This window comes from Tolypothrix sp. PCC 7601 (assembly GCF_025677855.1).
Taxonomy (GTDB): Bacteria; Cyanobacteriota; Cyanobacteriia; order Cyanobacteriales; family Nostocaceae; genus Aulosira; species Aulosira diplosiphon.
This window is the reverse complement of sequence record NZ_CP064879.1, coordinates 5,836,549-5,848,494: the sequence shown is the minus strand read 5'-3', so window position 1 is coordinate 5,848,494 and position 11,946 is coordinate 5,836,549. Positions and strand designations below refer to the sequence as shown.

At 43.2% G+C, this 11,946-nt stretch carries 11 protein-coding genes; 4 read left to right on the top strand and 7 right to left on the bottom strand.

Going from position 1 to position 11,946, the window contains the following annotated elements; genetic code table 11:
• Positions 1 to 10: 10 nt before the first annotated feature.
• The gene (gene gndA / locus HG267_RS24070) at positions 11 to 1,438 is read right to left on the bottom strand and encodes an NADP-dependent phosphogluconate dehydrogenase (RefSeq protein WP_045868329.1); all 1,428 of its coding nucleotides are present in this window, start codon (positions 1,436 to 1,438) and stop codon (positions 11 to 13) included.
• Between the two features lie 450 nt (positions 1,439 to 1,888).
• Between gndA and HG267_RS24065 the strand changes: the two genes are divergently transcribed.
• Entirely contained in the window at positions 1,889 to 2,683 is a 795-nt protein-coding gene (locus tag HG267_RS24065) for a Ycf66 family protein (protein ID WP_045868327.1), read from the top strand.
• A 190-nt stretch (positions 2,684 to 2,873) separates the two neighbouring features.
• On the opposite strand, the gene HG267_RS24060 is transcribed toward HG267_RS24065, so the two are convergent.
• Positions 2,874 to 3,404 (bottom strand): CAP domain-containing protein, encoded by a 531-nt coding sequence (locus HG267_RS24060; RefSeq protein WP_045868326.1) that lies wholly within the window; start codon positions 3,402 to 3,404, stop codon positions 2,874 to 2,876.
• A 238-nt stretch (positions 3,405 to 3,642) separates the two neighbouring features.
• Positions 3,643 to 4,419: an ABC transporter permease gene (locus HG267_RS24055; protein ID WP_045868324.1), complete on the bottom strand. Its 777-nt coding sequence runs from the start codon at positions 4,417 to 4,419 to the stop codon at positions 3,643 to 3,645.
• Positions 4,420 to 4,684: 265 nt separating this feature from the next.
• Here HG267_RS24055 and HG267_RS24050 point away from each other — a divergent pair, with 265 nt between their 5' ends.
• Entirely contained in the window at positions 4,685 to 5,830 is a 1,146-nt protein-coding gene (locus HG267_RS24050; protein WP_045868323.1) for a DegT/DnrJ/EryC1/StrS family aminotransferase, read from the top strand.
• Positions 5,831 to 5,937: 107 nt separating this feature from the next.
• Here HG267_RS24050 and HG267_RS24045 read toward each other — a convergent pair whose 3' ends face one another.
• Positions 5,938 to 6,681, bottom strand: a complete 744-nt coding sequence (locus HG267_RS24045; protein ID WP_045868322.1) for a DUF561 domain-containing protein — start codon at positions 6,679 to 6,681, stop codon at positions 5,938 to 5,940.
• Between the two features lie 600 nt (positions 6,682 to 7,281).
• The gene (locus HG267_RS24040) at positions 7,282 to 7,452 is read right to left on the bottom strand and encodes a hypothetical protein (protein WP_155538994.1); all 171 of its coding nucleotides are present in this window, start codon (positions 7,450 to 7,452) and stop codon (positions 7,282 to 7,284) included.
• Positions 7,453 to 7,561: 109 nt separating this feature from the next.
• Here HG267_RS24040 and HG267_RS24035 point away from each other — a divergent pair, with 109 nt between their 5' ends.
• The gene (locus HG267_RS24035) at positions 7,562 to 8,368 is read left to right on the top strand and encodes a hypothetical protein (protein ID WP_052335065.1); all 807 of its coding nucleotides are present in this window, start codon (positions 7,562 to 7,564) and stop codon (positions 8,366 to 8,368) included.
• A 110-nt stretch (positions 8,369 to 8,478) separates the two neighbouring features.
• Positions 8,479 to 8,706, top strand: a complete 228-nt coding sequence (locus tag HG267_RS24030; protein WP_155538992.1) for a hypothetical protein — start codon at positions 8,479 to 8,481, stop codon at positions 8,704 to 8,706.
• 72 nt (positions 8,707 to 8,778) lie between these two features.
• Here HG267_RS24030 and HG267_RS24025 read toward each other — a convergent pair whose 3' ends face one another.
• The gene (locus HG267_RS24025) at positions 8,779 to 9,465 is read right to left on the bottom strand and encodes a DUF305 domain-containing protein (RefSeq protein ID WP_045868320.1); all 687 of its coding nucleotides are present in this window, start codon (positions 9,463 to 9,465) and stop codon (positions 8,779 to 8,781) included.
• A gap of 167 nt (positions 9,466 to 9,632) precedes the next feature.
• Positions 9,633 to 11,657, bottom strand: coding sequence for a WD40 repeat domain-containing serine/threonine-protein kinase (locus HG267_RS24020; RefSeq protein ID WP_045868319.1), 2,025 nt, complete (start codon positions 11,655 to 11,657; stop codon positions 9,633 to 9,635).
• Positions 11,658 to 11,946 lie beyond the last annotated feature (289 nt).

The window sequence follows — 11,946 nt, the reverse complement described above, 5'->3', positions numbered from 1 at the left end:
AGAATGTAGTTTACTTTTTCTCATCAATGGGAACCCACTCAGTGTGGAAGCTTCCAGGCTTATCGGTACGCAGGTAGGTATGTGCGCCGAAGTAGTCGCGTTGTGCTTGAGTGAGGTTTTGAGGCAAGCGATCGCGGCGATAGCTGTCAAAATAATCTAAAGAAGCGCTAAACGCTGGAACTGGAATCCCCAATTTAGCTGCTGTCATGATTACTTCCCGCCAAGCTGCTTGTCTGTCGAGAATTGTTTGCTTAAATTCGGGAGCTAATAGCAAGTTAGGCAATGCTGGATTTTCGTTAAAAGCCTTCTTAATCTTATTCAAGAAGCCAGCGCGAATAATACAGCCACCTTTCCAAATCCGCGCCATTTCGCTCAGATTCAGATCCCATTTATAAGTGGCGGAAGCTGTAGATAGCAGCGCCATCCCTTGAGCGTAAGAACAGATTTTTGAGCAATACAGCGCATCACGAACTTTGTTGATAAAGTCTTTGACTTGCCCATCATACTTACCGCTAGGGCCTGTCAAAATTTTCGAGGCTGCTACCCGTTCTTCTTTAATAGAAGAGATAATCCGAGCATTAACGGCGGCGGTGATGGTGGGAATCGAAACGCCCAATTCCAATGCAGTCTGCACAGTCCAACGTCCAGTTCCCTTTTGCCCTGCTGCGTCAACAATCAAATCTACTAGAGGTAGATTTGTTTCTGGGTCAATGTAAGGGAAAATATTCTTCGTAATCTCAATCAAAAATGAATCGAGTTCATCGGTGGTGTTCCATTGAGCGAAGACTTCATGCAGCTGATTATGGTCAAGTCCAGCCGCATTCTTCAGCAAATCGTAGGCTTCAGCAATTAGCTGCATGTCACCATACTCAATGCCGTTGTGCACCATTTTGACGTAGTGACCAGAACCACCAGGCCCAATATAAGTTACACAAGGGCCATCATCGACTTGAGCCGCAATTTTGTTAAAAATTGGTGACAGATACTCATAAGAGCTTTTTGTACCACCAGGCATTAGGGATGGGCCATTGAGTGCGCCTTCTTCGCCACCACTCACACCCATACCCAGATATCGCAAACCTGTAGGCTCTAATTCCTGGGTGCGTCGTTCTGTATCTTCAAACCAAGAGTTGCCACCGTCGATAATGATATCGCCTTCGTCTAGCAAAGGTCTGAGTTGAGAAATAACTGCGTCTACTGGCTTACCAGCTTGCACCATCACCAAGATTTTGCGGGGACGTTCTAGTGCAGCTACGAATTCTTCCAGGGTAAAGGCGGCTTTAACATTCCTTCCTGTCGCGCGTTGAGCCATGAAGGCATCGGTCTTTTCTCTGGAGCGGTTATAAACTGCAATTGGGAAGCCATTACGCTCGACGTTTAGAGCGATATTTTCGCCCATAACGGCTAAACCAATCACACCAAAGCTTTGTAGGGTCATAAACTATGTTTGGCTAACTCTTGCAGATCCTTTTATCTTTAAGGGTAGTCCGAGATATTAGCTTCTCTCCTAAAGAAGATCTTAAGAAAGGATTAATCTCAGCGAGATTAATCCGCAGCTAACATAGGTGATTAATTTTAATTTGTATCTAAATCAACAATTAGGTTGCAAAATTTGCAAAATTAAAATATCTGATCAAAGGGGCGAGGAACTTAGAGAATGGGGCCTAGTACTGCTGCGACAAAGTCAAAAGCAGCCAGCACGTTACGCGGGGAACCCCGTTGTAGCAAAACTCAAAAGTCAAACGTCAAACATTTTGCCTATCAAGGCTTTGGCCTAATTCCAATGGTTGCTTGATTGGCGCTGTTTTGTACTAGGGAATAGAGTGATGTTTCACCCCTCAGCCCTAAACCCTAACCCCTAACCCCTAGTAAAAGGAGAAACCAAATAATGCTGGCATTTGTCCTAGCTTTGGCGGTGGGCCTTGGTAGCTTAACCATTTATTTAGCAGCTTTCTTTTTTCCAGAAATCCATCGGAAGAATGACTTTATCTGGAGTGGCGTAGGGCTATTCTACGCCTTAATGTTATGGGTTTTTGCACCACGTATTAATGGCGGTCTTTTACTGGGTCATGTAGCTAGTGTCGCGCTTTTAGGCTGGTTTGGTTGGCAAACTTTCTCATTACGCCGACAAGTGACACCAAAGGCCCAACAAACACCTGTTCCCAGTTCCGACGCTGTGAAAACTTCTATTCAGCAGCAGGTTACTAAGTTGTCACTCACAGAACGCTTGGCGCAGTTGCAACAGGGTGTTGGTAACACCTTGAGCGGTGTGAAAAATCGATTCCAAAAAACTGATAAAAAAACCTCACCAGTTGCGAAAACTCCAACAACTACCCCTACACCCAAAGTTCCGCCTACTGTAGAAATTATTGACAACACCACAGCTACACCAGAAACACCACAAGAGGATGTGAACGCAACTAGTGAAGCTCCCACTTTGATACTAGAAACACCAGTAGATGAGGTAGTCACAACTAACGAAACCACCACAACCAGCGAGACAATACCAGAAGTAATTCCTCCAAATCCCCCATCTCCCGAATTAGTGGAAGCTGCACAACCACATACTGAGGCTGAGGATAAAGAACCGATTCCCGTCGAAGAAGTTGCACCGGATGCTGTACTGGCTCCCCCAGCCGAAGCACCACCAGAACAACTACCGCCTAATAATCCAGCTAGTTAAATCTAGTGGGCGATCGCAAAAGTGATGAGAATTGGTGAGGGGTCAGATCCCCGACTTCTTTAAGAAGTCGGGGATCTTGCAGTCCAGCAAAGTTGGGTAAAGGGGAAAGGTTTTTGTCCATTACCCTTTTCCCTTTAACCTTTACCCAACCTCCACCTAACATTTTTGGTTTGGCAGACTACTAGTAGTTTTAACCCCGTAAAAATAATTGGGTAATGATGTAGGTATTACCCTTACGCCACACTCCTACACCTGTTTCTCTAAAGACTGGACGGAGAATATTTTCTCTGTGTCCTGGACTTTTTAACCAACCATCAACGGCAGGTTGTACAGGCTGAGAAATATTTTTGCTTCTAAATAAGTTTTCTCCTACCATCCAATAGGAGATTCCGCCAGCGCTGACTCTATCGCTGAGGGTACTACCATCAATTCCGGTGTGGCTGAAGAAGTTTTTTTCTGCCATCTGCTGACTGTAATTGCGGGCTACTTGCGCTAATTTTTCATTATTTTTTAAAGGCTGAAGCCCATTTTTTTGGCGTACTTGGTTAATTTGTTGGCGAACTTGTGACTCAATTTCGGCAGTTTGGGGAGTTTGTGCTGGCTGTGGCGGTTGTGGTGGTTTGTTGGATGGGATTTCAATGTGTGGTAAGGGTGGCAAATACTCGATCGCTTGCTCACATCCTGTTAAACAAAGTGCGATCGCAATCCATCCTGCTCCCATTATTTTCGATAAATGGCTTTGGCGCTGCAATATCCTGCGGTATATTTGCTTAGTCACGGAATACTTCTTGCTGCTTGATTTCCACTTTCACAAACAAATGTAACAAAAATGGGAGGTTGGCATTTGGTAATGGGTAATGGGTAATGGGTAATTGGGTGTTTGTTATTTCCCTTCATCTCCCTCATCCCCCTCATCCCCCTCATCTCCCTCATCTTCTTCATCTCCCTCATCCCCCTCATCACCTTACCAATTGGGCGGTGGAGTTGAAAAACTGACGACATAAACCTCTGGTGACTAACAGTGTTGTGAGCAAGTTCGCAAAAGCAACCATGAATAACAATAAAATTTCGTAGGATACAGCGTCGGGGGGTTGTACGCCACCGAGTAATTGTCCGGTGGTGATTCCTGGGAGTGCAACCATACCGATGAGCATCATTTGATTTAAGGTAGGCATTAAGCCAGCGCGAATGGCTTCTTTGCGGTACTGGGTAATAGCTTGCTGGGGAGTTGCGCCTAAGCTTAAGTGAGTTTCGATTTCTAAATGGGAAGAGTTGATGGTATTTACCAGACGTTCCCCTGCGATCGCAGCTGCATTCATGGCATTACCTAAAACTACCCCAGCTAGCGGAATTATATACCTTGGTTCGTACCATCTTTCTGGTTGAATAATCAAAAAGATGCTATAAAGCACAGTCAATGCTGTACTAACAAAAATTGACCCCCACACCCAAGGCAACACAAGGGGAAGTTTTTGACTGATGCGGTTTCGTGCGACAATCGCCGTAATCGTCAGCATGATTACTAAAATTGCCAAAACCCCCCAAACGTTGTTTACAGCAAAGATGAAGTCCAAAACGTATCCCAAGACGAGTAGCTGGAGAATAGTTCTTCCAGTAGCGAAAACCAAGCTCAACTCTAGCCCTAACTTTTCCCAAGCAGATAAACCAACTGCGATCGCCATCAAGCCAATTGCGATCGCTAAATCAGCTAAATCTAATTTGATCAAATCTGGCATTAGTTACCTCCTGGGGATTGGGGACTAGGGATTGGGGACTGGGGAACTCGGGGCCCCCTCTGGGGATAAGGGGTAATGGGGACAAGGAGAATAGGGGAAATAACAAACACCAAACACCAAACACCAAATTACCAAATGCCCAGTATAAACCCTCAATAATAAGTATTTTCAACGACAGTCTGCTGTGATTTTCTAATTGACAATTTAATCAGCAACAATTGGCTGTCGAAGTGCATCTTTTGTATTTCCAGATTCATAAAAACTCATGATCCAAAGTTTAAATTCCGTTCCTGCCTTTGATATTAAACAGCAATACTCGACTATAGAAGCAGAAGTGAGTGCTGCTGTTTTAGAAGTTTTGGCTTCTGGTCGTTATATTGGCGGGCCTGTAGTAGAAGGTTTTGAAAAACAGTTTGCTGCTTATCATGGCGTAACTGAATGTGTAGCTTGTAATTCTGGTACTGATGCACTTTTTCTCGCGCTACGTGCTTTAAATATTGGTGCAGGTGATGAAGTAATTACGACAACTTTCACTTTTATTGCTACGGCTGAGGTAATTAGTGCTGTAGGTGCCAAGCCGGTTTTTGTTGATATTGATGATACTTTTAATTTTGATTTACAACAGGTAGCAGCGGCAATTACACCCAAAACTAAAGCTATTATCCCAGTTCACCTGTTTGGGCAACCTGTAGATATGACGGCGCTAATGGCGATCGCACAATCTCATAATTTGGTGGTAATTGAAGATTGTGCCCAAGCTACAGGCGCAAGTTGGGGCAATCAAAAAGTAGGTAGTATTGGACATATTGGTTGCTTTAGTTTTTACCCCACAAAAAACCTTGGCGGTTGCGGTGATGGGGGTGCAATCACTACTAACGACCCAGCTATTGCTAGTCAACTGCGGGTATTACGTGAGCATGGTAGCAAAGTTCGCTACCTTCATGAAGAAATTGGCGTAAATAGCCGCTTGGATGCAATACAAGCAGTGATTTTGGGAATTAAACTGCGTTATTTAGATAATTGGAATGAAAGACGGCGGGCGATCGCAGCTTATTATCACGAATTCCTCAGCCAAGTTCCCGGTTTAATCGCGCCTCAAGAATTAGCCGGGGGCGCTGGGGTATGGAATCAATATACAATACGCGTCTCTGGTAAAGGGCGCAATGGTGCTACTGCCCAATATCGAGACTCAGTGCGCCAGCAATTACAGGAACGGGGCGTAGGTTCAATGGTTTATTATCCCCTGCCTTTACATTTGCAGCCAGTTTATCAAGACCTCGGCTATCAACCAGGATACTTACCAGTATCAGAGCAAATCTCTCATGAAGTGATTGCTTTACCCATGTATCCAGAACTCACGCAAGAACAACAAGACCAAGTGATTTACGCCCTGAAAGATTGTTTGGGATAGAAGAGTGCTGAGTGCTGAGTGCTGAGTAGAAGAGAAGGGAGTAAGGAGTGCAGGGACAAGGGAAACAAGGGAAAATAATTAATGCCCCATGCCCCATGCCCCATGCCCTATTTAACCTCTACTTTAGCGGTTGCTAAGGCTTCAACGATGCTGCGAACGGCGGCAATCATGGCTACTTCGCTGTTGAGTTGGTTAATGGCGGAACCAACACCAACACCAGCTGCACCAGCAGCGATCGCAAGTGGTGCTGTGACGCTAGAAATGCCGGAAGCGCACAATACTGGTACGGAAACTGCACGGGAAATTTCAAAGGCTGCTGCCAAGGTGGGAGCAGCTTTTTCAATTAAGCCTAAGGTTCCGGGGTGGGCAGGGTTGCTGCTAGTGCCGCCTTCGGTTTGGATAATATCAGCGCCAGCTTTGACTAGTTCTTCTGCTAGTTGTACCTGTTGATCTAGTGTCAGGATGTGGGGAACAGTAACAGATAAGGTGATTTCTGGCAGTAAGGCGCGGGTTTGGTGAGTTAGTGCGAGAACTTCCTCAGCTTCAAATCTACGTCCTTGAGCATAGAAAGAATCAAAATTTCCGATTTCAATTAAATCTGCACCAGCTGCCACAGCTTGCAAAAATTTTTCTGGCTCTACTGCTGACACACAGATTGGTAAATTGGTCAATGTTTTCGCTAATTTAACTAAATCAGCATCGGCAGCGATATCGACAAATGTAGCACCGCCTAAATCGGCGGCTTTGATAGTAGCGGCGACGCGATCGCTATCAAAGTTATTTAAACCGCTGATCGCCTTCAGGACACAGCGGTTAGCAAAAGCACGTTGAAGAGAAGAATGCATTGTCATACTTCGTTGTTTGAAGCTACGAAAATTAGGTATATTCTACCGTTAGTCCTCATCGTTCGCGTAATCGATTCTGAAAATAAAGAATTCATCAAAATGGTTAAAAGGCTTACAAAAAAAGGATTAATCGCATCAAACTTTTATCCATATACCCTTTAGAGGCGTGGTTAGTTCACAGTGCGATGACGGTGCGATCGCACCGATACATTCAGATTCCTACTGAAATCTTTGAGGGAAATCGGGTAAGTGTAAGCTTTCTATTCTGATTACCAAAACCAAAGCTATATATAGTAGGAATTTCATGGTTTTTTGGGAATTAATTATTTCCGATTTGGATTACGCGAATGGTGAGGGGAGCAACGTGATTTGGTAATGGGTAATGGGTAATGGGAATTTCTTCTATGCTTTTGCATCTCTCACCCTACGGATTCGCCGTTAGCGTTCTCGTACCCCTACGGGGAAGCAAGCGACGCGAACACTACTACGCGTCTACATACCCTTTATCGCTACTTCCTGCTGACATTGTTAATGTAGCGAGTTCACTTAGGGACTTCCAAGAAATAAATTATTCCATCTTGTGGGGCGGGCATCTTGCCATAGGTGTCAAGTTAAGGCAGAAGCCCAAATGTCAAGCGACCTGGCGGCGTTGCGTCGGTGTCGCTGACGAACAGCTTTGACTAAGCCCATAGAACGCTGATGCTCAACCAACCAAGGAATGAGCTGTAGTTGTGAGTTGTGCGATCGCAAAACGATTGACTTTGTTTTAATGATCAATTTATTTGAATTTGTGGCTGTAATTAATATTTAGTATTAATTCGGGTGCTGATAATTTTTACGAATGTTATATATGTCTGTATATTTACTATATACAACGTCATCTATAATGGCAGAATATTGTACAGTCTTAGGTTGCAACCAGTTAGTTTCAAAGCCAGGTTATAAACTTTGCTACAAGCATTGGAAAGTCAATAATTCAAAAGCAAATAACTCTATAGATTCTCAAGCTGCTTCTACATCTCATGCTCATAGTCTGGCTTCTACTGCTACATTAATATCAGCTACCAAAATCAGTGAGCGGCTTGGTGTATCGCGGAATGCTATTAATCCTATCCTGGCTGAACTCGGATTATTAGATAAAGTTCAGAATGGTTGGATAGCTACAAATTTAGGGTTGAACTTTGGAGGAGTACAAAAGTATGATGACAAAGGCAAAAAACCTTACGTTGTTTGGACAGAGGAAATCTTCAATAATCAAATTTTTCTGGATACATTTCGCAAAATTAGCGAATATGATGTGGAAGCAAACTTAACTGTTGATAACGGTAAGTCAGACTTTCGCGAGAAGTTTCATGCTGGTAATTATCGCGCTACAGATGGACATTGGGTTCGTTCCAAAGCTGAATTGTCAATTGATAACTGGCTTTACATGGCTGGTTTAGTTCATGCTTATGAGCGAAAACTTCCTGTTGCAGAAGAAGTTTACTGTGATTTTTATATTCCTGCTGGTAGAGTTTATATTGAGTATTGGGGCTACGATAATGACCCACAATATGTATCACGTAAAAGAGAAAAACAGGATATTTATCAGAAATATGATTTGAATTTGATTGAACTTACGGATGAACATATTAAGAATCTTGATGATTATTTACCCACAATGCTAAGAGGATTTGGCATTATTGTGAGCTAGAAGCTTAGTATTGATTTATGAAATTCAAACGATGGCACTACCTAAATCTTCTTCATCTTCTACTAAGAGAACTCGCATAGGTTACTGGGGATTGAAGACTAGGGAAGTTAATGTATAGAGTCACAATCACAATGCATCGCCTCGCATTGTTAATGTATGGGGTAACAATGGCAATGTATCGCCCTGCATTGTTAATGTATCGAGTCACAATCGCAATGTATCGTCTTGCATTGTTAATGTATCGAGTCACAATCGCAATGTATCGCCTTGCATTGTTAATGTATCGAGTCACAATCGCAATGCATCGCCTTACACAAATTCATAAGCAACTTTTGTAGGCTAAAGACTTACATAATTACCCATTCCCCCTTCCCCAATCCCCAATCCCCAATCCCCAATCCCCATTCCCCTCACTTGTTATACCAAGCCTTTCGCCACTGTTTCATTTGGTTAATTTCAGCGTCTTGTGCTTTGATAATTGCTTGCGCTAATTTCTTCATCTCAGGACGCTTGGTTTTTTGCAAAGCATCTTTAGCCATTGTCACAGCGCCTTCATGATGGGGAATCATCGCATCAATAAAGCGGAGGTCGAATTCTTTATCGGCTGCACCTAAGTCCATGCTCATCATCATGGCTTGCATTTGCTCTGATGACATCTCCATCATCTTACCTTGTTGAGCATCATAAGCCATTGGTTTAGCCTCCGCTTTGGGATACCAAGCTGTGCGCCAGGTTTGCATCTGGCTAATTTCTTGATTTTGGGCTTTGATAATGTCGTCTGCTAGCTTTTTGATTTCTGGGCGTTTTGATTTTTGCTGTGCTTCTTTCGCCATCACAATCGCGCCTTGATGGTGGGCAATCATGCCATCAATAAAGCGTAAATCATAATTAGCATCGGCTGGCCCTAAATCCATTGCCATGCTGTGATTCATCCCACCACCGTGATGCATCATACCCCCGTGATCCATCTGGTGATCGTTATTGGTATGGTTTTGGGCGGTACTTTGGGAACAAGCTGTTACCAAGTTACTAGATACAGATGCGATCGCAATTAAGCTTAATGACAAAAAACTATTTTTCCAGTGAGAGAATCGCATAGGGATTATGTTTATGAGTAATTTTGTGTATTACTCATAGTTTGGCAATTCAAAATGAAATTACGATGAAATTCAACCAGATTTCAGATTGTACAACACACCCTTGTAGAGACGCGATTAATCGCGTCTCTAATTAATCGCGTCTCTACAATTTGCGCTTGCTATCATCAGGGCAAATGCCAAATTTTAATCGTCTTATCCTTGCTACCACTGACTAAAGTTTTACCATTGGGACTAAAAGCCACAGCGTACACTTCGGCTGTATGTCCTTGAAAAGTCTTGATGACTTCTCCTGTGGTTTTTTGCCAGACTTTTACAGTTTTGTCATCGCTAGCACTAGCAATATACTCGCCGTTGGGACTAAAGGCGATCGCATTCACATCGGCTGTGTGTCCGTCAAAGGTACGAATTAGCTTGCCTGTATTTAGATTCCAGAGTTTAATGGTTTTATCATCGCTGGCGCTGGCTAATAACTGTCCATTGGGACTGATGGCTAAAGCGTTGACATCGAGGGAATGTCCTTTGAGTGTGTGTATTTCTTTCCCTGTTTTTAGCTGCCAAATTTTGATAGTTCTATCAGCGCTAGCACTAGCAATTTTCTCACCGTCGGGACTGATAGCTACAGCTAAAACTTCTCTTGTATGTTCTTTGAGGGTGCGAATTTCCTTTCCTGTCGCCAAATCCCAGATTTTAATAGTTTTATCGTAACTACCACTGACTACAGTTTGCCCATCTGGGGTAATCGCCACAGAATTAACTAAATCGCGATGTCCCTTGAGAGTGCGAATTTCCTTACCAGTATTGAGATTCCAAATTTTGATGGTGTGGTTTTTATAACCTGCGATCGCAGTTTGACTATCTGGGGTAATTGCCACAGCATACACCCAACCAGAATCCGCTTTCAGGGTACGAATTACTTGTTTTTGCTGCAAGTTCCAAATTTTAACTGTTTGATCGTCGCTACCGCTAGCTAATATGCCTTCTTTTGCTGTGGCTATTTGCTGTAAGGGTAACAGCGCCACATTTGGTTGTTGACGTTGAGATCTAGAAGATGGGGAAATTGGCACAAAAGCCAGGGTATTAACTTCTCCACCATGTCCAGTTAGCGGTAAACTTTGCCAATATCCATATCCTGCCCATCCTAGCAGCACAATTGCGCCACCCATCAGCAGTTGATATGGTAACTGGGTTTTACCTAGCAGCTTTTGCAGATGAGTTGCAGCTTTGAGGTTCAAGCCTGAAACCTTGATTTTACCCGTACTATCCTGTAGTAAAGTTTTTTGTTGCGTTTGCTGTGGTAAATCTTGCAAAACTGCATTTGCTGATTGGTAGCGATGCTCAACTTCTTTTTGTAATAGCTTGTCTAATATCTGTTCTAATTGTGCAGATATGGGATGTTTCAGATGTTCTCGCCAACTCTTTACCCAGTTATAGCCAGCTTCCATATACAGATGCGATGGCTGAATTCCCGTCAACAGCGAAAAGCAAGTTACTCCCAAACTAAATAAATCGCTAGCTGGCGATGCTAAACCATACTTCATCTGTTCCATTGGCGCATAGCCATAAGAACCAATGCTAGTACCTGTCAATTCCATCGAGGTAGCAGTTACTTGCTTGGATACACCAAAATCAATCAACACTAAATTCCCCCCGGTGCTTTGAGACTGGGGGGAACGACGCATAATATTATCTGGCTTAATATCGCGGTGAATTACCTGATTTTCATGGACAAAATCGAGTACAGGTAATAATTCACCTAAAAGTTGCCAAATTTTGGCTTCGCTAAAAGTACCTTGTTGTTTTAGTTCCTGTCGTAAACTTTGTCCTTGGATAAACTGCTGTACTAAGTAGAGGTAGCTATCTTCACCAAAGTAAGCATACAAAGTAGGAATTTGAGGATGTTCTCCTAGCTGCTGCAAACGTCTTGCTTCTTCTTTAAACAGTTCTGTAGCTTTACGTAGCGCATTAGTGCCTTTTACTTGCGGTGATAGCTGCTTCACCACGCAATGTTCTTTTAGCTTATCTTCATCTGCTGCTAAAAAAGTCCTGCCAAATCCACCGCCTCCCAATGGTTGAATAATGCAATAGCGATTCCGCAATAGTGGTGTCAATTTTATCCCACAACCTTGGCAAAAATTGCTATCTTGTGGGTTTACAGGTTGATCGCAGTTGGGATTCAGGCAGTAGGTCATTGTTCAGTATCTATCAGCCCTCGTAAGTATATGATAAATACTCTTGTGCATTTATTCCTAATTGCGATCGCGTTTCTCTACAATTTCCCCTCACAGTTCGTAAGTAGGTGCGATTTATCCGAAATATGTCAAGCTTTATAGGGGAAAGGTGAAAGGGGAAAGGGTAAGGGTAAAAAGGGAAAAGGTTTTTATCCCCTTCTCCTTTCCCCCGCTTTCCTGGGCGAATGTTAAATTTAAATCAGAAATTTCCTCAGTAGGGAAATGAATACCTCAACATAATTAATTACCA